At 69.8% G+C, this 19,548-nt stretch carries 20 protein-coding genes, 2 tRNA genes and 2 pseudogenes; 14 read left to right on the forward strand and 10 right to left on the reverse strand.

The features are described 5' to 3' along the window. Nucleotides 1-364: 364 nt before the first annotated feature. The 8 genes from rpmI (at nucleotide 365) to WQ56_RS07775 (ending at nucleotide 6,624) form a co-directional block, all read left to right on the forward strand. Nucleotides 365-562: a 50S ribosomal protein L35 gene (gene rpmI, locus WQ56_RS07740; RefSeq protein WP_047136497.1), complete on the forward strand. Its 198-nt coding sequence runs from the start codon at nucleotides 365-367 to the stop codon at nucleotides 560-562. Nucleotides 563-575: 13 nt separating this feature from the next. Then, nucleotides 576-935: a 50S ribosomal protein L20 gene (rplT, locus tag WQ56_RS07745; RefSeq protein ID WP_047136498.1), complete on the forward strand. Its 360-nt coding sequence runs from the start codon at nucleotides 576-578 to the stop codon at nucleotides 933-935. Between the two features lie 166 nt (nucleotides 936-1,101). Continuing rightward, nucleotides 1,102-2,112, forward strand: a complete 1,011-nt coding sequence (pheS, locus tag WQ56_RS07750; RefSeq protein ID WP_047136499.1) for a phenylalanine--tRNA ligase subunit alpha — start codon at nucleotides 1,102-1,104, stop codon at nucleotides 2,110-2,112. Nucleotides 2,113-2,230: 118 nt separating this feature from the next. Continuing rightward, nucleotides 2,231-4,618, forward strand: coding sequence for a phenylalanine--tRNA ligase subunit beta (gene pheT, locus WQ56_RS07755; protein ID WP_047136500.1), 2,388 nt, complete (start codon nucleotides 2,231-2,233; stop codon nucleotides 4,616-4,618). A 21-nt stretch (nucleotides 4,619-4,639) separates the two neighbouring features. Further along, nucleotides 4,640-4,957 (forward strand): integration host factor subunit alpha, encoded by a 318-nt coding sequence (locus WQ56_RS07760; protein WP_047136501.1) that lies wholly within the window; start codon nucleotides 4,640-4,642, stop codon nucleotides 4,955-4,957. Next, nucleotides 4,950-5,306, forward strand: a complete 357-nt coding sequence (locus tag WQ56_RS07765; protein ID WP_047136502.1) for a MerR family transcriptional regulator — start codon at nucleotides 4,950-4,952, stop codon at nucleotides 5,304-5,306. The genes WQ56_RS07760 and WQ56_RS07765 overlap by 8 nt, the downstream gene beginning before the upstream one ends. A 47-nt stretch (nucleotides 5,307-5,353) precedes the next feature. Continuing rightward, nucleotides 5,354-5,430: transfer RNA gene (locus tag WQ56_RS07770), tRNA-Pro, on the forward strand. Nucleotides 5,431-5,595: 165 nt separating this feature from the next. After that, nucleotides 5,596-6,624, forward strand: a complete 1,029-nt coding sequence (locus WQ56_RS07775; RefSeq protein WP_047136503.1) for a TraB/GumN family protein — start codon at nucleotides 5,596-5,598, stop codon at nucleotides 6,622-6,624. Between the two features lie 52 nt (nucleotides 6,625-6,676). Here WQ56_RS07775 and WQ56_RS19045 read toward each other — a convergent pair. Both WQ56_RS19045 and WQ56_RS19280 read right to left on the reverse strand, forming a co-directional pair. Continuing rightward, nucleotides 6,677-7,009, reverse strand: a pseudogene (locus tag WQ56_RS19045) (DUF1428 domain-containing protein); the annotation flags it as partial. A gap of 27 nt (nucleotides 7,010-7,036) precedes the next feature. Further along, nucleotides 7,037-7,387 (reverse strand): annotated as a pseudogene (locus WQ56_RS19280) (DUF1428 domain-containing protein); the annotation flags it as partial. Between the two features lie 84 nt (nucleotides 7,388-7,471). On the opposite strand from WQ56_RS19280, the gene WQ56_RS07785 reads away from it, so the two are divergent. Beyond that, nucleotides 7,472-8,170: a helix-turn-helix domain-containing protein gene (locus tag WQ56_RS07785; RefSeq protein ID WP_047136505.1), complete on the forward strand. Its 699-nt coding sequence runs from the start codon at nucleotides 7,472-7,474 to the stop codon at nucleotides 8,168-8,170. A 48-nt stretch (nucleotides 8,171-8,218) separates the two neighbouring features. Here the strand turns inward: WQ56_RS07785 and dxs are convergent, their stop codons facing one another. The 4 genes from dxs to WQ56_RS07805 form a co-directional block, all read right to left on the reverse strand. Further along, complete coding sequence (gene dxs, locus WQ56_RS07790) at nucleotides 8,219-10,129, reverse strand: 1-deoxy-D-xylulose-5-phosphate synthase (protein ID WP_047136506.1); 1,911 nt, start codon at nucleotides 10,127-10,129, stop codon at nucleotides 8,219-8,221. Nucleotides 10,130-10,383: 254 nt separating this feature from the next. Then, nucleotides 10,384-11,052: an HNH endonuclease gene (locus WQ56_RS07795; protein ID WP_047136507.1), complete on the reverse strand. Its 669-nt coding sequence runs from the start codon at nucleotides 11,050-11,052 to the stop codon at nucleotides 10,384-10,386. 121 nt (nucleotides 11,053-11,173) lie between these two features. Beyond that, nucleotides 11,174-12,964: an acyl-CoA dehydrogenase C-terminal domain-containing protein gene (locus WQ56_RS07800; protein ID WP_047136508.1), complete on the reverse strand. Its 1,791-nt coding sequence runs from the start codon at nucleotides 12,962-12,964 to the stop codon at nucleotides 11,174-11,176. A 55-nt stretch (nucleotides 12,965-13,019) separates the two neighbouring features. Beyond that, complete coding sequence (locus tag WQ56_RS07805; protein WP_047136509.1) at nucleotides 13,020-13,493, reverse strand: LEA type 2 family protein; 474 nt, start codon at nucleotides 13,491-13,493, stop codon at nucleotides 13,020-13,022. Nucleotides 13,494-13,646: 153 nt separating this feature from the next. On the opposite strand from WQ56_RS07805, the gene WQ56_RS07810 reads away from it, so the two are divergent. Further along, a tRNA-Phe gene (locus WQ56_RS07810) sits at nucleotides 13,647-13,722 on the forward strand. Nucleotides 13,723-14,190: 468 nt separating this feature from the next. Here WQ56_RS07810 and WQ56_RS18600 read toward each other — a convergent pair. Further along, complete coding sequence (locus WQ56_RS18600; protein ID WP_156170423.1) at nucleotides 14,191-14,607, reverse strand: hypothetical protein; 417 nt, start codon at nucleotides 14,605-14,607, stop codon at nucleotides 14,191-14,193. 26 nt (nucleotides 14,608-14,633) lie between these two features. After that, on the reverse strand, nucleotides 14,634-15,014 hold the full coding sequence (locus WQ56_RS18040; RefSeq protein WP_197076451.1) for a type II toxin-antitoxin system antitoxin SocA domain-containing protein: 381 nt from the start codon (nucleotides 15,012-15,014) through the stop codon (nucleotides 14,634-14,636). A gap of 699 nt (nucleotides 15,015-15,713) precedes the next feature. On the opposite strand from WQ56_RS18040, the gene WQ56_RS07820 reads away from it, so the two are divergent. Together WQ56_RS07820 and WQ56_RS07825 are read left to right on the forward strand one after the other, a co-directional pair. Further along, a complete protein-coding gene (locus WQ56_RS07820; protein ID WP_047136511.1) occupies nucleotides 15,714-15,983 on the forward strand; it encodes a type II toxin-antitoxin system ParD family antitoxin in 270 nt (89 codons plus the stop codon). Next, the gene (locus WQ56_RS07825) at nucleotides 15,980-16,291 is read left to right on the forward strand and encodes a type II toxin-antitoxin system RelE/ParE family toxin (RefSeq protein ID WP_047136512.1); all 312 of its coding nucleotides are present in this window, start codon (nucleotides 15,980-15,982) and stop codon (nucleotides 16,289-16,291) included. The genes WQ56_RS07820 and WQ56_RS07825 overlap by 4 nt, the downstream gene beginning before the upstream one ends. 90 nt (nucleotides 16,292-16,381) lie before the next feature. Here the strand turns inward: WQ56_RS07825 and WQ56_RS07830 are convergent, their stop codons facing one another. Next, a complete protein-coding gene (locus WQ56_RS07830; RefSeq protein WP_047136513.1) occupies nucleotides 16,382-17,344 on the reverse strand; it encodes a D-2-hydroxyacid dehydrogenase family protein in 963 nt (320 codons plus the stop codon). A 92-nt stretch (nucleotides 17,345-17,436) separates the two neighbouring features. Here WQ56_RS07830 and WQ56_RS07835 point away from each other — a divergent pair, with 92 nt between their 5' ends. Both WQ56_RS07835 and WQ56_RS07840 read left to right on the forward strand, forming a co-directional pair. Then, nucleotides 17,437-18,720, forward strand: a complete 1,284-nt coding sequence (locus tag WQ56_RS07835; RefSeq protein ID WP_047136514.1) for a cation:proton antiporter — start codon at nucleotides 17,437-17,439, stop codon at nucleotides 18,718-18,720. Nucleotides 18,721-18,808: 88 nt separating this feature from the next. After that, nucleotides 18,809-19,297, forward strand: a complete 489-nt coding sequence (locus WQ56_RS07840) for a DUF6491 family protein (protein WP_047136515.1) — start codon at nucleotides 18,809-18,811, stop codon at nucleotides 19,295-19,297. Here WQ56_RS07840 and WQ56_RS07845 read toward each other — a convergent pair. Beyond that, nucleotides 19,273-19,548: an oxidative damage protection protein gene (locus tag WQ56_RS07845; RefSeq protein WP_047136516.1), complete on the reverse strand. Its 276-nt coding sequence runs from the start codon at nucleotides 19,546-19,548 to the stop codon at nucleotides 19,273-19,275. The two genes, WQ56_RS07840 and WQ56_RS07845, sit on opposite strands and share 25 nt — an antisense overlap.

The raw sequence follows: 19,548 nt of genomic DNA on the forward strand, positions 1-19,548 counted from the left end.
CCCCCTCTCCCGCTGACGGGAGCGGGGCGAGGGCGAGAGGAGGCGCCGCAAGGCGCCTCTTTCCGTTCTGGCGCGCCGACCGGCCCGCTTCGGCTCTAGCCCCCGTAGGAGCGCGCTCGCGCGCGAACCGATCGGCCGGGGAGCGCCCCACCGCACACCTGCCGCCGGCCAAGCCGATGATTTGCAAGCCAAAGCGCCGCGCGGCATAATGCGCGGCTCCCGGCCTGTCCGGGTGGTTTGAGCGGTATCAGGACCGGCCGGAATCCCGCGGGGATCGAGGCCTGAACACCGGCATGGGCATGGATGGAAAGCGTGGCGAAGGCCGCCGCCCGGTCAGTACTCGTATCCCACAAGGACTCTCGCAATGCCCAAGATCAAGACGCACCGGGGCGCTTCCAAGCGTTTCCGGAAGACGGCTTCCGGCAAGTACAAGGCCGGCCACGCCAATCGCAGCCACATCCTCACCAAGAAGGCGACGAAGCGGAAGCGCAATCTTCGCCAGACGAACCATATTCCGGCGTGCGACAGCGGTCGTCTCGACCGCATGCTGCCGTATCTCTGAGGAGGACTGAACCATGGCACGAGTCAAGCGTGGCGTCCAAGCGCGCCGCCGTCACAAGAAGGTCCTCGGCCGCGCGAAGGGCTACTACAACGCCCGTCGCAAGGTCTTCCGCGTCGCCAAGCAGGCGGTCATCAAGGCCGGCCAGTACGCATACATCGGTCGCAAGCAGAAGAAGCGCGACTACCGTTCGCTGTGGATCACGCGCATCAACGCCGCGGCCCGCCTGAACGGCATCAGCTACAGCCGCTTCATGAACGGCCTGCTCAAGGCCGGCATCACGCTGGACCGCAAGGTCCTGGCCGACATCGCGGTGCACGACGCCACCGGCTTTACCGCGCTCGCCGAGAAGGCGAAGGGCGCGCTGGCGGCCTAAAGGCCGTCGTCTCCACCGTAAAGCGGTACTGCCGCCGGATCCGTCCGGCGGCCACGTGGGGAAGGGCGCGAGTCCTTCCCCATCGTTTTTTGCGGCACCCGAACGTGCGGCGCCCCGGTCCCGGGCGTGCCGGCGGCGCGGACCTCCACCAGTGACGGGCCTGTAGATGAGCGAAATCGAATCCCTGTCGAGCCGGGCGCTGGCCGACATCGACGCGGCGGACACGCCCGAGGCGCTCGAGGCGCTGCGCGTGTCGCTGCTGGGCAAGAGCGGCAGCATCACCGCCCAGCTCAAGACGCTCGGCGCGCTGCCCGGCGACCAGCGCAAGGCGGCCGGCGAGGCGATCAACCGCGCGCGCGATGCGATCGGCGCGGCGCTGGCCCGGCGCAAGACCGCGCTCGACGACGCCGCGCTCGACGCGCGCCTGGCCGCGCAGACGGTGGACGTGACGCTGCCCGGGCGCGACGCCGGCCGCGGTGGCGTGCATCCGATCAGCCGCACCCTCGAGCGCATCGCCGACATCTTCGGCCGGCTGGGCTACGAACTGGCCGACGGCCCGGAGATCGAGGACGACTGGCACAACTTCGAGGCGCTGAACTTCCCGCCGCACCACCCGGCGCGCGCGATGCACGACACGTTCTACTTCGCGCCCGACGCGGCTGGCGTCGCGCGCCTGCTGCGCACGCACACCTCCGGCGTGCAGGTGCGCTACATGGGCGAGCACCGCCCGCCGTTGCGCATGATCGCCGCGGGCAAGGTCTACCGGTCCGACAGCGACCAGACCCATTCGCCGATGTTCCACCAGGTCGAGGGCCTGCTGGTCGACGAGCACGCGACGTTCGCCGACCTCAAGGGCACGCTCAGCGAGTTCGTGCGCGCGTTCTTCGAGCGCGACTTCGAGATGCGCTTCCGCCCCAGCTACTTCCCGTTCGTCGAGCCCGGCGCCGAGGTCGACATCGCCTGGCAGCAGGCCGACGGCAGCACCCGCTGGCTGGAGGTGCTCGGCTGCGGCATGGTGCATCCCAACGTGCTGCGCGCGGTCGGCATCGATCCGGAGCGCTACACCGGCTTCGCGTTCGGCATGGGCGTGGAGCGCTTCGCCATGCTGCGCTACGGCGTCGACGACCTGCGCGCGTTCTTCGACAACGACGTGCGGTTCCTCAGGCAGTTTGCCTGAGGAAGGGGATACGGGATTCGGGATTGGGGATTCGGACAGCGGATCCCGACCGATACCGGATCCCCGTTGTTTCGAATCCCCAATCCCGAATCCGAATCCCGTATCCCGGAATTCCAGCATGAAATTTTCCGAAAACTGGCTCCGCCAGCACGTCCGCACCGACGCCTCGCGCGAGGACCTCGCCGCGACGCTGACCGCGATCGGCCTGGAGGTGGAGGACATCGTGCCGCTGGGCGGCGCGCTCGACGGCGTCGTCGTGGCGCGCATCGTCTCGGCCGACAGGCATCCCGAGGCCGACCGGCTGCAGGTGTGCCAGGTCGATGCCGGCGGCGCTGAGCCGCTGCAGATCGTCTGCGGCGCGCCGAACGCGCGCCCGGGCCTGGTCGCGCCGCTGGCGACGATCGGCACGCGCGTGGGCGAGCTGACAATCCAGGCGGCCAGGCTGCGCGGCGTCGCGTCGAACGGCATGCTGTGCTCGGCGAAGGAGCTGGGCATCGACGCCGACGCGTCGGGCCTGCTCGAACTGCCCGAAGACGCGCCGGTCGGCCGTCCGCTGGCCGACTACCTGGGCCTGCCCGACGCCACGATCGAACTCAAGCTCACCCCCAACCGCGCCGACTGCTTCAGCGTGCGCGGCATCGCGTTCGACGTCGCCGCCGCGTTCGGCAGCGAGGTCGCGCCGCTGCAGGCGCCGGCCGTCGAGGTCGCGTCCACGGCCGCGCTGCCGGTGACGCTCGACGCCGAGGGCGACGCGCCGCGCTACCTGGGCCGCGTGATCGAGGGCGTCGACGCGACGCGCCCAACGCCGGTGTGGATGGCCGAGCGCCTGCGCCGGAGCGGCATCCGCCCGGTCAGCTTCCTCGTCGACGTCACCCAGTACGTGATGCTCGAGCTCGGCCAGCCGATGCATGCCTTCGACCGCGACCTGCTGACCGGCCCGGTCGGCGTGCGCCGCGCGCGCGGCGGCGAGACGCTCAAGTTGCTTGACGGCCGCGAGGCGACGCTCGACGAACAGTTCCTGGCCATCACCGACGCCGACCGCGTCGTCGCGCTCGCCGGCCTGATGGGCGGCTTCGACACCCGGGTGACCGACACTACGCGCAACGTGTTCCTGGAATCGGCGCACTTCGCACCCGATGCGATCATTGGCCGCAGCCGGCGCCTGGGCCTGCACACCGACGCGGCGCACCGCTTCGAGCGCGGTGTCGATCCCGAGCTGCCGCGCACCGCCCTCGAGTACGCGACGCGGCTGATCCTTGACGTCGCCGGCGGCCGGGCCGGGCCGGTGACCGCGGCCGAGCTCGACGCGCACCTGGCGCAGCCGCGCACGATCGCGCTGCGCCGCGCGCGGCTGGCGCGCGTGCTCGGCCTGACCGTCGACGATGCCGAGGTCGAGCGCATCCTGCGCGCGCTCGGGCTTGAGGTCGCGGCCGATGCCGACGGCTGGCAGGTCACCGCGCCGACGCGGCGCTTCGACCTGGCGATCGAGGAAGACCTGATCGAGGAGGTCGTGCGCATCCACGGCTACGACCGGGTGCCCACGACGCTGCCCGGCGGCGCGACCCGCATCGCCGCGCCCAGCGAGACCCGGGTCGCCGAGGCCGAGCTGCGTCGCCAATTGGTCGCCCGCGACTGCCTGGAGACCGTCAACTTCGCCTTCGTCGACGCCGCGCTGCTCGCCGCCTGGCAGGCCGACGACGGTGCCGTGCCACTGGCCAACCCGCTGAGCGCCGAGCTCGGGGTCATGCGCACCGCGCTGCTGCCGGGGCTGGTGGCGACGCTGGCGCGCAATCTCGCCCGCCAGCAGGCGCGCGTGCGGCTGTTCGAACTCGGCAAGGTGTTCGAAAGCCGGGCCTCGGGCGCGGCGGACGCAGGCGCGCCGGTGGAGACGTTGCGGGTCGCCGCGGCCGTGGCCGGCGACGCGAATGCCGAGCAATGGGGCGCCGCTGCGCGCCCGGTCGACTACTTCGACCTCAAGGGCGACCTCGAGGCGCTGGCGCGCGTCGCCGGCGCGCAGCTGGACTTCCGGCGCTCGACCGTCGCCCACGGCCATCCGGGCCGTTCGGCCGACGTGCTGCGTGACGGCGTGCGGGTCGGCTGGATCGGCGAGCTGCACCCGCGGCTGCTGCGCGCGCTCGACGTCGACGCGCCGGTCGTTGCCTTCGAACTCGACGCCGCGGCGCTGCAGGCCCGCGCGCTGCCGCGCGTGGCGCCGCTGTCGCGCTTCCCGTCGGTGCGCCGCGACCTGGCGATCGTCGCGCCCGAGTCCGTCGACTGGGCCGCGCTCGAGGCCACCGCGCGCGCCGCGGCCGGGCCGCTGCTGACCGCGATCCGGCTGTTCGACCGCTACGCCGGGCAGGGGGTCGAATCGGGTTTCAGGAGTCTCGCCATGGGCTTGATTCTGCAGGAAACATCGCGCACTCTGACCGATCGCGACGTCGATTCGGTGGTCGCGGACGTGGTCGAGGCGCTCGCGCGCGACCACGGTGCGAAGATCCGAGGCTGAGGTGCACAGGGGGATGACGGCGTGGCGTTGACGAAGGCGGACATGGCCGAGAAGCTCTACGAGGAAGTCGGGCTGAACAAGCGCGAGGCCAAGGAGTTCGTCGACGCGTTCTTCGACGTCCTGCGCGAGGCGCTGCAGCATGGCCGGCAGGTCAAGCTGTCGGGCTTCGGCAACTTCGACCTGCGCCGCAAGAACGAGCGCCCCGGCCGCAATCCCAAGACCGGCGAGGAGATCCCGATCTCCGCGCGCACGGTGGTCACGTTCCGCCCGGGCCAGAAGCTCAAGGAGCGCGTCGAGGCCTACACCGGCACCGTCGGCGCGGGAGCCGCCCATGCTTGACCCGGGCAGCAACCGCGAACTTCCGCCGATCCCGGCCAAGCGCTACTTCACGATCGGCGAAGTCAGCGAGCTGTGCGACGTCAAGCCGCACGTGCTGCGCTACTGGGAGACCGAGTTCCCGAGCCTGAGCCCGGTCAAGCGCCGCGGCAACCGCCGCTACTACCAGCGCCACGACGTGCTGATGGTGCGCCAGATCCGCGGCCTGCTGTACGAGCAGGGCTACACGATCGGCGGCGCGCGCCTGCGCCTGGAAGGCGAGGGCGCCAAGCAGGAATCGGCGCTGAGCAGCCAGATCGTGCGCCAGGTGCGCATGGAGCTCGAGGACGTGCTGCAGCTGCTCAAGCGTTGAATCGGCATGGGCGAAACGCCCGCCAACGGGTATACTGCCCAGCTTTCCGGGGTATAGCGCAGCCTGGTAGCGCACTTGTCTGGGGGACAAGTGGTCGTCGGTTCGAATCCGGCTACCCCGACCAATTTTTCAGGGCCCGCCTCGCGCGGGCCTTTTTTTGTCCGACGTTGCGGGAGCCGGGCGCCTCGCGGACACGCGCGCCGCCGGTCGCGCACGCCGACGCATGCGCGACTTGCCGGGACCGGACGGCGCGCATTCAATGCGATGTTCGGACCAGGAGGACGGGCGGATGCGCGGAACGATCGTTGGGGCCTGCCTCGCGCTCCTGCTGGGCTGCACGGCCATGCCGGTACGGGCGCAGGTGTCCGAGAGCGGCACGACGGCGCCGGCCCCCGCCGGTCCCGACATCGTCGACCTGCGCGCGGTCGTGGTTTCGGGCGCCCAGCCGGGTCCGGGGTTGTGGCAAGTGCACCACGGCGACCACACGCTCTACGTGCTCGGCGAGCTGTCGCCGCTGCCGCGCGACATGGACTGGATGTCGGGTGAGGTCGAGGCCGTCGTCGCACGCTCGCAGGCGGTGATCGCAGCGCCCGGCATCCGGGTCGAATCCGGTGTCGGCCGGCTCCGCGGGATGCTGTTGCTGCCGTCGTTGCTGAGGGCGCGCCGCAATCCGGACGGCGCGCGATTGCAGGACGTGGTGCCGCCCGCGCTCTACGCGCGCTGGCAGCCGCTGAAGGCGCGCTGGCTCGGCCGCGGCGACCGCGTCGAGCGCTGGCGGCCGATCCTAGCGGCCGCCGAACTCTACGAATCGGCGATCAAGCGCTCGCGCCTGCGCCAGGGCAGCGTGGTGCAGCCGGTCGTCGCGCGCGTGGCGAAGGCGCACGACATTCCGGTGATCGAGGCCGAGGTGGAGATCCGGATCGACGACCCGAAGGCGTTGCTGCGCGAGTTCGGCGGGGCGCCGCTCGACGACATCCCTTGCTTCGAGCGGATGCTCGTGCGGATCGAGCGCGACCTCCAGCACATGGGACAGCGCGCCAACGCCTGGGCGGTCGGCGACATCGCGACGTTGCGCGCGCTGCCGGGCGAGAACGCCTACGCCGTGTGCATGCGGACCTTCACCCAGGGCGAACTGGCGAAGCGGCTGGGCGTGGAGGACATCGACCGGCGCGTGGAGGCGCGCTGGCTCGAGGCGGGCGAGGCCGCGCTCGCGCAGCACCCCACGACGTTCGCCACGCTGCCGATGGCGCTGGTGCTCGGCGAGCATGGCTACCTGGCCAAGCTCGCCGCGAAGGGCTACGTCGTCGAGGCGCCGTAGCGCGCCGGTCGCGCGCCGCGCAGCGCGGCGGACGTCCGGGACGGGCGTCGCCTCATTCGTCGACGAGCACCGCGAAGCCCCCCTGGACCACGCGCTTGCCGTCGAACGGCAGGTCGCCTTCGGGCTGCATCCGCGCGTCGTCCATCAGCTTGGGCCGGGCCGCATCGCGCACCTGCCTGGACGGCCATTCGACCCACGCGAACACCACGTGCTCGCCGTCCGCGAGCAGGACCGCGCGCCGGAAGTCGGTGTGCTTGCCCTCGGGCACGTCGTCGCCCCAGGCCTCGACCACGCGTACGGCGCCGTGGTCGAGGAACACGTCGGCGGCCTTGCGCGCCAGTGCGGCGTACGCCTCGCGCTGGTCGGCATGGACGGGCAGCAGGAAGCCGTCGAAGTAGCGGCCGCGCCCGCTGCCGACATCGACGAAAGGCGCGAAGCCGCCCATGACCATGCGCTTGCCGTCGAAGGGCATCTCCGGCATCTGCTGCATACGCGGATCGGCCATCATCCTGCCGTAGGCGGCGTCGCGGGCGGCGCGGTCCGGATACTCCATCCAGCTGAACACCACCGTTTCCTCGTCGGTCGCATGCACCGCGCCCTGGAAGTCGTTGTGCTCGCCGCGGGGCACGTCGTCGCCCCAGGTCTCGACGCAGCGCACCTCGCCGTAGTCCTTGAACAGCCGGAACGCGTTGCGGGCATGCTGTTCGTACGCGTGCCGGTTGGACGTGGGGATCGCGACCACGAATCCCTGGACATAGGTCATCCGCCTTCTCCTGTCGGTGAGTGGAACGAGGCGTCTCGGTGGACGCATTGCTGATCCTGGACTTGAAAGTTATAAAAAACAACCATGAAGTCAGAAAAAGATACCGATAGCGGCGGCGCCCGGCGCTGGTACGACGACGCCTGCGGCGCTGCGCTCGCGCTCGAGTTCGTCGGCGAGCGCTGGTCGCTGCTGGTGATCCGGGAACTGATGTTCGGGCCGCGCCGCTTCTCCGATCTCAAGGCCGACCTGACCGGCATCAGTGCCAACGTGCTGACGCAGCGGCTGGCGGGCCTTGAGCGCACGGGCATCCTGCGGCGGTGCCAGCTGCCGCCGCCAGCGCGGGTGCAGGCGTACGAGCTGACGTCGTGGGGCTACGAGGCCGAGCCGATCTTCCAGGCGCTCGGCCGCTGGGCGGTGCGCTCGCCGCTGCACGACCCGATGCGTCCGCTGTCGGCAGTCTCGACGATGCTGTCGTTGCGCACGATGCTGCGGCCCGATCGCGAGCCGCTGGCGATGACGCTGGCGTTCCGTTTCCCCGACAGCGCCTTCGTCGGCCGCCTGTCACCCGCGGGCCTGGAGATCGAGCGTGGCGAGTCGGACGCGGTGGACGTGGGGTTCGATACCGATACGACGACGACCTTCGTCACTCTGGTCTACGCCGGGCGACCGTTCGCCGAGGCCGAAGCTGCGGGCGCGCTGCGCCTGACCGGCGACCGTGGGCTCGCCGCGCGGTTCGTCGACTGCTTCGCGCTGCCCGACAAGATCGCGGCCGGGGCCCGATAACCCACCGCCGCAGGTCGCTGAGGCCCCCTTGGGCCCTCAGGCCTCGCCTCAGCCCGCGGCGCTGTCCACGGCCGGGGCGGCAGTCGCCAGGTCCGGCCAGCGTGCCAGCACCGCGGCGCGGATGCCGGCGACGTCCAGCCCGGCCTCGGCCAGCAGGTCTTCGCGACTGGCGTGATGCTGGAACGCGTCTGGCAGGCCGAGGTGAAGCATCGGCATCGTCACGCCCTCGGCGTTGAGCAGTTCGGCCACGCCCGAGCCGGCACCGCCGGCGACGACGTTGTCCTCCAGCGTCACGAAGCCGTCGTGCGAGCGCGCGAGCTCGAGCACGAGCGCGCGGTCGAGCGGGCGCACGAAGCGCATGTTGACGACGGTCAGATCCAGCTCGGCGGCGACGACCTCGGCCGGCGGCACGATGGCGCCGAAGGCGAGCAGGGCGATGCGGCGGCCCTGCCGGCGGATTTGCGCCTGCCCGATCGGCAGCGTCTCCAGGCCCGGGTCGACCGCCGTGCCGGGGCCGGTGCCGCGCGGATAGCGCACCGCGGCCGGGCCCAGGTGCCGGAAGCCGGTCGTGAGCATGCGCCGGGCCTCGTCCTCGTCGGCCGGCGCCATCACGACCATGTTCGGCACGCAGCGCAGGAAGCTCAGGTCGAGGTTGCCGGCATGCGTGGCGCCGTCGGGCCCGACGACGCCGCCGCGGTCGATCGCGAACAGCACGTCGAGATTCTGCACCGCGACGTCGTGGACCAACTGGTCGTAGGCACGTTGCAGGAACGTCGAGTAGATCGCCACGACCGGCTTGGCGCCCTCGCAGGCCATGCCAGCAGCCAGCGTCACCGCGTGCTGTTCGGCGATCGCGGTATCGAAGTAGCGGTCGGGGTATTCCTTGGAGAACCGCACCAGGCCCGAGCCCTCGCGCATCGCCGGGGTGATGCCCAGCAGGCGGTCGTCGGCGGCGGCCATGTCGCACAGCCAGTCGCCGAAGACGTCGGTGTAGGTGGGCTTCTTGGCGCCGCCCTTGGCGACCACGCCCTTGGTCGGGTCGAATGGCGACACTGCGTGGTAGCCGATCTGGTCGCCCTCGGCGAGCTCGTAGCCCTTGCCCTTGGTCGTGATCACGTGCAGCAGCTGCGGTCCCTTGAGCCCGCGCAGCGTCTTGAGCGCGCCGACCAGCGCCTTCATGTCGTGGCCATCGATCGGGCCGGTGTAGTGGAAGCCCATCTCCTCGAACAGCGTGGACGGCACGAACATGCCTTTCCAGTGTTCCTCCCAGCGGCGCACGAACTTCGCGGTCGGGTTGTTCTTGTCGCCCAGCAGCTTCTTGCCGCTCTCGCGCAGGGCGTTGAGCGTGCGGCTGCCGGTCATGCGGCCGAGCATCTGGGTCAGGCCGCCGACCGCCTCGCTGATCGACATGCGGTTGTCGTTGAGCACCACCAGCAGGTCGGGCTCGGGTTCCATGCCGCCGGCGTGGTTGAGCGCCTCGTAGACCATGCCGGCCGTCATCGCGCCGTCGCCGATCACCGCGACCACGCGGCGCTCGTTGCCGGCGCGCGCGTTGGCGACCGCCATGCCGAGCGCGGCCGAGATCGAGGTGCTCGAATGGCCGACGCCGAACGTGTCGAACTCCGATTCCTCGCGCTTGGGGAACGGCGCCACGCCGTCCTTCTGCTTGACCGTGTGGATGCGGTCGCGGCGGCCGGTGAGGATCTTGTGCGGGTACGTCTGGTGGCCGACGTCCCAGACGATGCGGTCCTCGGGCGTCTCGTACAGGTAGTGCAGCGCGGTCGTGAGCTCGATCACGCCGAGCCCGGCGCCGAAGTGGCCGCCGCTGCGACCGACGGACTCGATGAGGTAGGCGCGCAGCTCGTCGGCGATCGCCGGCAGCTCGCTCTCGTCGAACTGGCGCAGGTCGGACGGCGCGTCGATGCGCGAAAGGCGCGGATAGCGCGTGGAATCGGTCATCCCGCCATTGTAAGGCCTGGCCCCGGCCGGGCGTCATGCTGCGGGTGCGTGGACAGCGGGCAGTGGGCGGAGCGCCGGGGTGCGTCGAACGCCGCCCCCGGTTCAAGCGATGGCGCGTGGGCCGCGGCGGGGCAGATGGGAGCTGAGAAAGCGCATCTGGTCGGCGAGGGTGAGCCGCGACGTTTGCATGCGCCTTCCGGCGCATGCGTCGCGTCGAACGCCGCCCGCGGGCGGCCGGGCATCCTCGCTTCGATTCAGGCGATGGCGCGTGGGCCGCGGCGGGGCAGATGGGAGCTGAGAAAGCTCATCTGGTCGGCGAGGATGTTGCGGTTGCTCAGGATCAGGTGCTCGATCCAGCTCGGCCGGAACGGCACCGCCAGCAGCGGCATGCCGGCCTGCTGCGGCGTGCGCCCGCCCTTGCGCGAGTTGCAGGCCACGCACGCGGCGACCACGTTCTCCCAGATGTCCAGCCCGCCCTGCGACAGCGGCTCGACGTGGTCGCGGGTCAACGACTGGCGACCGACCTGGCGCCCGCAGTACAGGCACAGCTGGTGGTCGCGGGCGAACAGCGCGGGATTGGTCAGCGCCGGTGTCGGGTCGACCGCGCTGGCGCGCGCGTGGCTGCGGCCGGCGATGATCGGGTGCAGGTCCAGCCGGCTCTGGCGTCCGGTCGCCCGGCACAGCCCACCCAGCACGGTGATGCACGGATCGCCGAGGGTCCAGGCTACCGCGTCGCGCGCGTACAGGCAGGCGGCGTCCTGCCAGCTGATCCAGTTCAGGGCCCGGCCGTGCGCGTCGAGCGCGAGCAGGCGGACGCCGGTGGCGTGGGGGCGGGGAGCGCAAGCGCCGGCGGATGCTTCGGCGACCGGCGCCGGATCGGAACCGGTGGGGACGAGGCGAGGACGCGCGCAGTCGGTCTCCATCGGGAATCGAGCATATACCCGAACGATGACGGTTTGTGCAAGATGGCCGCGCCCGTCGCGGGCGTGGAACGGCGCGGCTCGATGGCTCCGGCGGGCAGGTCCCGCCGGTGCCCGTGTGGCGTCAGCTGTCGAACGCTTCGTCGGCCAGCGACAGCAGCGGCGCCGGGCCGCTCTCGATCGCGGCGGCGTGCGCCAGCGTGCGCGGCAGCAGGCGGGTGAAGTAGAACCGCGCGGTCTCGCGCTTGCCGGCCTTGAACGTCTCCGGCCGAGACGAGGCATCGGCGACGGCCACGCTGCGCGCCCACCAGTACGCCAGCGCGACGTAGCCCGAGAAGAACAGGTAGTCGTGCGCGGCCGCGCCGATCTCCTCGGGATCGGCCGCCGCGCGCTCGGCGATCGTGCGCGTGAGCGCCTGCCACCGCGTGGCCTGCTCGCGCAGCGGGCCGACGAACTCGGCCAGTTGCGCGTTGCCCCCGTGTTCGCTGCAGAATGCCTCGATCATCCCCAGGAACACGCGCAGCCCCGCGCCCTGCAGCTGCAGCACCTTGCGGCCCACCAGGTCCAGCGCCTGGATGCCGGTCGTGCCCTCGTAGAGCGTGGTGATACGTGCGTCGCGTGCCAGTTGCTCCATGCCGTGCTCGGCGATGTAGCCGTGGCCGCCGAAGCACTGCAGCGCGTGGTAGGTGCACTCGTTGCCCCATTCGGTGAGGCAGGCCTTGACGATCGGGGTCAGGAAGCCGAGCAGGTCGTCGGCCTGGCGCCGCGCGGTCTCGTCGCCGGCGTGGTGCGCGGCGTCGACCAGCGAACCGGCGTGGTAGGCCAGCAGCCGCCCGCCCTCGGTCAGCGCCTTGCAGGTCAGCAGCATGCGGCGTACGTCGGGCTGCACCAGGATCGGGTCGGCCGGCTTGCCGGGGAGCTTCGGGCCCGAGAGTGCACGCGACTGCAGGCGCTCGCGCGCGTAGCGCAGCGCGTTCTCGTAGGCGCGCGTCGCCAGCCCCAGGCCCTGCACGCCGACGCCCAGGCGCGCGGTGTTCATCATGGTGAACATCGCCAGCAGGCCCTTGTGCGGCTGGCCCACGAGCCACCCCTGCGCACCGTCGAAGTTCATCACGCAAGTCGCCGAGCCATGGATGCCCATCTTGTGTTCGACCGCGCCGCAGCGCACCGCGTTGCGCTCGCCGAGCGCGCCGTCGCGACCGACCTTGACCTTGGGCACGACGAACAGCGAGATGCCCTTGCTGCCGGCCGGCGCGTCGGGCAGGCGGGCCAGCACCAGGTGGACGATGTTCTCGGTCAGGTCGTGCTCGCCGGCGGTGATGAAGATCTTGGTGCCGGTGATCGCGTAGGCGCCGTCGGCCATGGGCTCGGCGCGCGTCTTGAGCAGGCCCAGGTCGGTGCCGCAGTGCGGCTCGGTCAGGCACATCGTGCCGGTCCAGGTGCCGGCGATCAGCGGTTTGAGGAAGACCTCCTTCTGCCAGTCCTCGCCGTGGTGGTGCAGCGCGTTGACCGCGCCGTGCGAGAGCAGCGGGAAGTTGCTCCAGGCCAGGTTGGCCGCGTCGATCATCTCCTCCAGGCAAATGCCGATCGCGTGCGGCAGGTTCATGCCGCCGAACTCCGCCGGCGCGCTGATGCCGGTCCAGCCGCCCTGCGCGAACTGGTCGTAGGCGTCCTTGAAGCCGTCGGGCGTGGTCACCGCGCCGGTCGTCTTGTCGTAGCGCACGCCCTGCTCGTCGCCGATGCGGTTGAGCGGGGCGAGCACGCCCTCGCACAGCCGTGCGCACTCGTCGAGCACCGCGTCGACGGTCTCGCGATTGGAGTCCTCGAAACCCAGCGTGGCGAACAGGGAGTCGACCTGCAGCACGTCGTGCAGGGCGAAGCGGATGTCGGTCAACGGGACGTGGTAGCTGCTCATGGCGTCGGCTCTCGGCGAAAGGGGCGGTCACGCGGCATGCGCGTGCGCGGAAGGATCAGCGCAGCACGCCCGGCAGGCCCGGCACCGGGCTGAGCGCGCTGTCGCGGCGGACGCTGTAGTCGCGCGCCGCGCCGCGGTCCTCGGGCGCGGCACGCAGCGTGCCGTCGATGCGGTAGGGCAGCACCCGGCCCGCGGCCAGCGCGTCGGCGACCTGCAGCCGCGCCTGCGCACTCGGGGCGAGCGTCAGCGTGAGCACATCGGCCGATTCGGGGCCGATCGTGATCGGTGTCGAGGACACCAGCGTGCCGGCCGCATCGCCGCCGACCGCCAGCTCGAGCGTGATGGTCTCGAAGCGCATCGGCACGCTGCTGTAGTTCTGCACGCGCACGTCCACCGACCAGCCGCCGTCGGCCGCGACGCTCAGCTGCTGGATGCTGGCCGCCGGCTCGGAGACGCGGCGCGGACTGGTGGCGCAGGCCGCGACCACGCAGGTCGCCAGCAGGATCGTCAGCAGCTTCCACGGCTTCATCGCAGGTCTCCGTCGAGGGTCGGCCCACGATGTTAACGCGTCGCCGGGCCCGGCCGGTGCCCGCCCGGGCCAGGCCGGAGGCCCGCTGGACAGGGCCGACGACGAAACGGTTGCCGTTCCGCGACGCGCCCCGTATCATGCGCGTCCCGCAGTGGCCGGGTAGCTCAGTTGGTAGAGCAGGGGATTGAAAATCCCCGTGTCGGGGGTTCGATTCCCTCCCCGGCCACCATTGCGAACATGCTGCAAGCTCCGCGGCCTGTAAGCTTTTTAGCTCTATGGGGCGTTTGCTTTCGGGACCGGCGCTTTGCCGATTCGGCGCTGTAGCACCACTCGGCCGGCCCCGATGCTGCTTGTCCTTGCACGGTGCGCGTGCGGCACACTCCAGGCATGCACACCATCGACACCCGTCGCTCCGTCGTCGCTACACCGGGCCTGCGTAGGCCGCGACCACAGCGTGCAGATGCTGCCCGTGTCGTGGCATAGGTGGCGAACGCGCGGCACTGCCGCGGCCTGTGCGACAGCGCCGCGCAGGCTGAAACCGATTGGACTATTCCTACATATCGGCGCGCTGGCCGCCGACTGCCGCGCGTTGCGCACCAAAGTAGTCTGCGCCAGTCTGCAATATCTAAGCGCTGTCGTCCTCTCTGGGTAATCCAGCTAGACGTGCTTCGCAGTGATCTGGAGATCGCCGGCCATCCTATTCGTCCAAGTCTCGCTGCACGCTCTTAAAGAGAGCTCCCGCAGCTCCGGTAACGAGCGAACTGGTTAGAACGGTTTTAAGGGTGCCTAGCTGCTCAGGAGTCAAAAAACTTACCGGCGTCATAATGTGCAGGCCAACAATGGCAAGCGATGCCAAGATGCCCAAAGCGAAGATAAGAATGAATGCGATCTTTAGCCAGTGCACAATGTCTCGGATCGCTTCGCGACGCTGAACTCGGCGAACACGAGCCTTTGCCTCGACTTCAAGGCTTTCATTAGCTATCGCGCTCGCCTCACGGCGAGCCTTGCGATCATCACCGTCAGGTATGTCGCCTACTTCAAGCGCAGGCACAACAAGCGTCGTCCGAGCGGGCGGTGCTTGTGGTTGCTGATCGTCTTGTTGTTCTGCGGTCATCCTTGCACTCTGAAGCGCAAAAGTATCTAACGCTGGGATTGCCCAAGTGCCGCGTAGTGGGCGCGAATAACATCATTTGAAATGACATTTCCGCGAATACGACTATTCCATGTCTGCGCCCATGGCGACCCATTTTGATGGGTTAGCTGCGATAGCTGTATGCCATCTTGGTCACCATATATGCGGCAGACTTGATCCATGATGCTTTGCTCGTCAGCATCGAACACAGCATTTTCAGCGCCAGGCACCTGCGTGACTGTGTCGCTTCGGTAGCTCTTTAGAGCGTGGTACAGCTCAGGGATGACAGGTCCGTACTTCCACGCCTCGATCTCATCGGCAATCAGCGGCTTGCCGGCAAGTCCCAGCATCCAGCCGTGCGCTATGTAAACGAGCTTGAGCACCTGCATGGGAGTCAGTAGCTTCCCATTCGCTGCGCAGTGACTAACTATGTACTGCGCAACGCTTCTAGAAGAATGGCCTGTGGTAGCAGGCGGCATAAAGACCTCTTGTCCGACTTCGAACGTAACTGGTTGGGGAGTGGATTGCCCGGGCCGCAATCGGGCCGAATCTATCACTAAAGACGCGCCATAGTGCAGAATTGGCGACTGCCGGGGACACGATGCTGGCGAACGGTAGTCTCAAGGCTTGCGACTTCTGTTCAGCTTCCAGCGATTTTGTGCGATACCGCGACAGCCAGATCGGTAGTTATTCCCATGCCGACTGGGGTCGGGTCAGTCCGAATACCGCCAACGACAAAGTCAGAACAAGCTCGTCGAACGCGCCTTCGCGTCGACAGGCGAACCATGCTGTCGGAAGTAAAAAAAGCCGAAGGCACGCTCGAGGCCGGAAGCGGCTCCCCGTTCGCTAGGGTGGCTGACATGCGCGATGCATTCGAACTGGCCGCGCCTGCGCTACGGCCGCTCTCGATCAGCAGCCAACGCTGACCTACCTTGCAGGTCGAGGCGGCGGGAAGGCATCAACTCTTGGCGCGCGCTGCGGGGGCTTGGCCTTATGTGATACCGGCCCGCGTCGCGGAATCGGCGTTCAGTTGTGAAGCCGAAATGCGAAGAGTAGGATTTAATCCTACTCGAGACATTGGTGTCGCCATGCGCTCAACCCAGCAGTTCAGCATCACTCTCCCCAATGAAATGGCCGACTTGGTCAAGGCCAAGGTTGCGGCGGGTGAGTATGCGACGGAAAGCGAGGTCATCCGGGATGGGCTACGTACGTTGCTGGCCCGTGATCGGGCGATGGAGGCTTGGCTGCGCGAGCAGGTGGTGCCGGCGGCCCAGGCTTTGAAGGCCGACCCGGGGCGAGCCATGTCCGCAGGTCAGGCCCGCGAGCAACTGGCAGAGAAGCGTCGGCGCCGCGCGTGAGCTATCGGGTCGAGTTCGCCCCCGAGGCGGTCGCCCAACTTGCCGCGATCGAGGGATACATCATCGATGCCGGCGCGCCTGTTTCGGCGATCCGTTATGTCGATGCCATCGTGGCCTACTGCGAAAGCCTGGTGACGTTCCCGGAGCGGGGCACGAGGCGAGACGATCTGTTTCCGGGTCTTCGGGTCACCAATTATCGCGGCGCCGCCGTGATCGCGTTCCTCGTGGATTCCGAGCGGGAAGTGGTGTCGATCCTCGGTGTGTTCTACGGTGGCCAGGACTACGAAGAGGCATGGCGCGATGCCTGAGGCGGCAGGGCCCTGCAGAAATGCGGGCCTTCTTCGTGGGCGGCCATCCAGCCGGCGGCCGGGGAGGATCCGGCACCACGCATCGGACGCTCAAGCGTCCGGCGGCGCCGCGGCGAAGAAGTCCACGAGGTTGCGGAACGCGGACGTGAAGTACAGTTCGTAGCTCTTCTGCTCGACGTAGCCCAGGTGTGGGGTCGCGATCACATTCGGCGCGCGCAGCAGGGGCGAACTCGCCGGCAACGGTTCCTGGTCGAAGACGTCGAGCGCGAACGTGCCGGGCGGGCCGTCGCGCAGTGCCGCTTCGACTGCGCCGTCCTCGATCAGTCCGGCCCTGCTGGTGTTGACCAGCAACGCGGAGGGTTTCATGCGGGCAAGATCGGCGGCGGTGACGATGCCGCGCGTCGCGTCCTCGAGCCGCAGGTGCAGCGAGAGCACGTCGGCCTGCGCGAAGAATGCCGCCTTCGACGGCGCCGCCGCATGGCCGTCCTCGACGGCGCGCAGGCGACTGGCCGGGCTTCCCCAGACGACCACGCGCATGCCGAAGGCCTTGCCGTAGCCGGCGACGAGACGCCCGATCCTGCCGTAGCCCCAGATCCCGAGCACGTCGCCGTTGAGTGCGCGGCCGATGCCGTCGTGCGCCGATGTGGCGGCCGCGGACTGCCACGCGCCCGCCTGTAGCCGGGCGGCGTACTGCGGGATGCGGCGGTAGGCCGCCATCACCAGCGCCCAGGTCAGCTCGGCCGGGGCGGTGGGGTCGCCTTCGCCTTCGAGCACGGCGATGTTCCGCGCACGTGCGGCGGCCCGATCCAGGCTGCGGCCGGCCTTGCCGGTCTGCGAGATGACCATCAGGTCCGGCAGGCGCGCCAGCAGGCGGGCGGTGATCGCGGTGCGCTCGCGGATGGGCACGATCGCGTCGTGGCCCGCCAGCGCCTGCACCAGCGCGTCCTCCGTCATCGGCCGGGTGAGCACGGTGACCTCGTGGCCGTCGAGCAGGGCGAAGCAGTCGAGCCCGCGCACGGCATCCTGGTAATCGTCGAGTATCGCGATCCGCATGCGCGCAGGGTCGCACGCGGACGGGCGGCGCGTACACGTCTCCGCGCGACGCTATCATCGGCGCGCGCCGCGCCGGCGTTGCGGAGACATCGATGCCCACCGCCCAGCTGTCCGTGTACTTCTTCCTGCAGGCCGCGGTGATCCTGCTCGTGTGCCGGCTGGTCGGGCGGCTCGCGCAACGGATGGGGCAGCCGCAGGTCGTCGGCGAGATGATCGCCGGCGTCACGCTCGGGCCGTCGCTGCTGGGCTGGCTGCTGCCCGATCTGCAGGCGGCGCTGTTTCCGGTGCGCACGCTCGACACGCTGTACGTGTTCGCGCAGTTCGGCGTCGGGCTGTACATGTTCCTGGTCGGCACCGAGTTCCGCAGCGACCATTTCCGCGCGCGGCTGCGCGGCGCGGCGCTGGTGTCGGTGGCGGGCATCGCGGTGCCGTTCGCGCTGGCGTTCGCACTGGCGCCGTGGCTGCTCGGCGTGCCGAACCTGTTCGCGGAGGACGTGCGGCTGTCGGACGCGTCGTTGTTCCTGGGGGCGGCGATCGCGATCACCGCGTTCCCGATGCTGGCGCGGATCATCCACGAGCGCGGACTCGCCGGCAGCGCGCTGGGCACGCTGGCGCTGACCGCCGGTGCGATCGACGATGCCGCGGCCTGGTGCATCCTGGCGGTCGTGCTCGCGAGCTTCGGCGGCAGCTGGGACAGCGCATGGCTGGCGATCGGCGGCGGCATCGCGTTCGCGGTCTTCATGCTGCTGGTCGGGCGGCGGCTGCTGCGTCGCCTGGCCGACCACGCCAGGCCGGACGCGCCGCTGGGCGCGACGACGCTGGCGACCGTGCTGGGGCTGTTCTGCCTGAGCGCGTGGATGATGGACGCGATCGGCATCCACGCGGTGTTCGGCGGCTTCCTGCTCGGCGCGTGCATGCCCAAGGGCGCGCTGGTCGACAAGTTGCGCGCACTGCTGCAGCCGTTCGTGGTGGTGTTCTTCCTGCCGATGTTCTTCACGTTCTCCGGGCTCAAGACCGACCTGGGCATGGTGCTGTCGCCGCAACTGGCGCTGGCGGCCGGGGCGATCCTGCTGGCCTCGTTCGCCGGCAAGGGCCTGGCGTGCTGGGCGGCGGCGCGGGTCGCGGGCGAGCGGCCGCGCGACGCGCAGGCGATCGGTGCGCTGATGAACGCGCGCGGGCTGATGGAGCTGATCCTCATCAACATCGGCCTGCAGGCCGGCGTGATCGAGCCGGGCCTGTTCTCGATCCTGGTGCTGATGGCGATCGTGACCACGCTGATGGCCACGCCGCTGTTCAACTGGATCGTGCGCCGGCATCCGGGCGACGATGCGCCGGTCGCCGGCGACAAGGCCGACGGCCAGCCGGCCACGCGCTGAACGCCGGCCGGGGCCTGCGCGGATCGCCGCGCGGGCGGGCGCATGATCGGGCGTCCGACGCCCTCGCACGTGATCGAAGGAGGTCCGCATGCGCCGCCATCCCGCCACGCTCGCCGCCGCACTGGCTGCGCTGACGCTCGCCGCCTGCGCCAGCCCCGGGCCGCGCGATACCGAGAAATATGCGCTCTACGATGCGCACGCTGGCGCGCCGGCCGACCATTTCCGCTACTTCGGCCAGATCAACGGCTGGACGCCGCTGGGCGACAGCGCGCTCGCGGTCTGGACGCGGCCGAGCGAGGCCTGGCTGCTGGACCTGTCGGGGCCGTGCCAGAACCTCGCGTTCACGCCGGCGATCGGGCTGACGAGCACGATGAGCCGGGTCGACGCGCGTTTCGACAAGGTGCTGGTCCGCGACCGCGGCACGATCAGCCTGCCGTGCCACATCCGGCAGATCCGTCCGCTCGACGTCAAGGCGGTGCGCGCGGCCGAGAAACAGAACCGTGAGGGCGAGCCGTCGCTCGACCGGCCTTCGGACGCGCCGCCGGCGGCGGCTCAGCCTTCCGATTCGGGCACGTAGCCCATCGGGCGGTCGGTCTGCCGCTCGAACAGGTACTTGCGCATCTCGCCTTCGAGGAACGCGCGGTGCTTGGGGTCGAGCGGCGAGAGCCGGTTCTCGTTGATCAGCATGGTCTGGTGCGCCAGCCAGCGCGCCCAGGCCGGCTTGCCGATGCTGGAAAAGACCTGCTTGCCGAGCTCGCCCGGCCAGGGGATGAAATCCAGGCCGTCGGTCTCGGTCTGGTCGTGGACGCAGTGGACGCGTCGGCTCAT

This window comes from Luteimonas sp. FCS-9 (assembly GCF_001014645.1).
Lineage (GTDB): Bacteria > Pseudomonadota > Gammaproteobacteria > Xanthomonadales > Xanthomonadaceae > Luteimonas.

Excerpts from the sequence above, each read along its gene's own strand:
- rpmI (WP_047136497.1), top strand. The coding sequence starts at position 365 with ATGCCCAAGATCAAGACGCACCGGGGCGCTTCCAAGCGTTTCCGGAAG.
- rplT (WP_047136498.1), top strand. The coding sequence starts at position 576 with ATGGCACGAGTCAAGCGTGGCGTCCAAGCGCGCCGCCGTCACAAGAAG.
- pheS (WP_047136499.1), top strand. The coding sequence starts at position 1,102 with ATGAGCGAAATCGAATCCCTGTCGAGCCGGGCGCTGGCCGACATCGAC.
- pheT (WP_047136500.1), top strand. The coding sequence starts at position 2,231 with ATGAAATTTTCCGAAAACTGGCTCCGCCAGCACGTCCGCACCGACGCC.
- WQ56_RS07765 (WP_047136502.1), top strand. The coding sequence starts at position 4,950 with ATGCTTGACCCGGGCAGCAACCGCGAACTTCCGCCGATCCCGGCCAAG.
- WQ56_RS07775 (WP_047136503.1), top strand. The coding sequence starts at position 5,596 with ATGCGCGGAACGATCGTTGGGGCCTGCCTCGCGCTCCTGCTGGGCTGC.
- WQ56_RS07785 (WP_047136505.1), top strand. The coding sequence starts at position 7,472 with ATGAAGTCAGAAAAAGATACCGATAGCGGCGGCGCCCGGCGCTGGTAC.
- dxs (WP_047136506.1), bottom strand. The coding sequence starts at position 10,129 with ATGACCGATTCCACGCGCTATCCGCGCCTTTCGCGCATCGACGCGCCG.
- WQ56_RS07795 (WP_047136507.1), bottom strand. The coding sequence starts at position 11,052 with ATGGAGACCGACTGCGCGCGTCCTCGCCTCGTCCCCACCGGTTCCGAT.
- WQ56_RS07800 (WP_047136508.1), bottom strand. The coding sequence starts at position 12,964 with ATGAGCAGCTACCACGTCCCGTTGACCGACATCCGCTTCGCCCTGCAC.
- WQ56_RS07805 (WP_047136509.1), bottom strand. The coding sequence starts at position 13,493 with ATGAAGCCGTGGAAGCTGCTGACGATCCTGCTGGCGACCTGCGTGGTC.
- WQ56_RS18600 (WP_156170423.1), bottom strand. The coding sequence starts at position 14,607 with ATGACCGCAGAACAACAAGACGATCAGCAACCACAAGCACCGCCCGCT.
- WQ56_RS18040 (WP_197076451.1), bottom strand. The coding sequence starts at position 15,014 with ATGCAGGTGCTCAAGCTCGTTTACATAGCGCACGGCTGGATGCTGGGA.
- WQ56_RS07820 (WP_047136511.1), top strand. The coding sequence starts at position 15,714 with ATGCGCTCAACCCAGCAGTTCAGCATCACTCTCCCCAATGAAATGGCC.
- WQ56_RS07830 (WP_047136513.1), bottom strand. The coding sequence starts at position 17,344 with ATGCGGATCGCGATACTCGACGATTACCAGGATGCCGTGCGCGGGCTC.
- WQ56_RS07835 (WP_047136514.1), top strand. The coding sequence starts at position 17,437 with ATGCCCACCGCCCAGCTGTCCGTGTACTTCTTCCTGCAGGCCGCGGTG.
- WQ56_RS07840 (WP_047136515.1), top strand. The coding sequence starts at position 18,809 with ATGCGCCGCCATCCCGCCACGCTCGCCGCCGCACTGGCTGCGCTGACG.
- WQ56_RS07845 (WP_047136516.1), bottom strand. The coding sequence starts at position 19,548 with ATGAGCCGACGCGTCCACTGCGTCCACGACCAGACCGAGACCGACGGC.